This window comes from Cupriavidus sp. 01L43, from assembly GCF_056399925.1.
In genome coordinates this window covers 1-501 of sequence record NZ_JBFTSH010000058.1, presented here as the reverse complement: position 1 = coordinate 501, position 501 = coordinate 1, and the positions used below count along the sequence as shown (strand labels likewise).

The 501-nt window shown below is 58.5% G+C and carries 1 protein-coding gene; it reads left to right on the top strand.

The window, feature by feature from the left end:
- Positions 1–116: 116 nt before the first annotated feature.
- Positions 117–501: DUF3304 domain-containing protein (locus tag AC1DP9_RS27765; protein WP_477109080.1), on the top strand; the 385-nt coding region annotated here is incomplete at its 3' end.

Sequence of the window (501 nt, the reverse complement as noted above, 5' to 3'; positions counted from 1 at the left end):
TTTCCTGCGCGACGGCAACGTCAAGGTCTTCGTGACCATGATGGCTCTGCGTCATCCTGACTATCCCTTGAAGGGCGACGAGGCGCGCAAGTAACCACAGTTCCACGAGGAGAGTCATGCCTTACACAGTAGCGCGCCCACGGGCGTGGTTAGCCGGCCTGCTGGCAGCACTGTCGCTGGCAATGTCCGGTTGCGGCGACGAGCCAATCTCCGTGTCAATGGTTGGCTACAACCACACCGATGTAGGCATCTACGCGTTCGAGGTCAACGGTCATGGCGGACCGAATATCGGGGCGCACAAGGGCGGTGGGAAACGTACGTGTTGCGTCATGGTGCCATTGGTCCACGAGCCTGGTATGACGGTAAAGGTCAGATGGGTCAATCGCATTGACGATGTGCCACAGGTGCGATTCGTCTCCGTGCCTCCCTATCGGCCAGACGAATTGGGAAGGTTTGCCGTGCATTTTCTGCGCGACGGCAATGTCAAGGTGTTCGTGACGA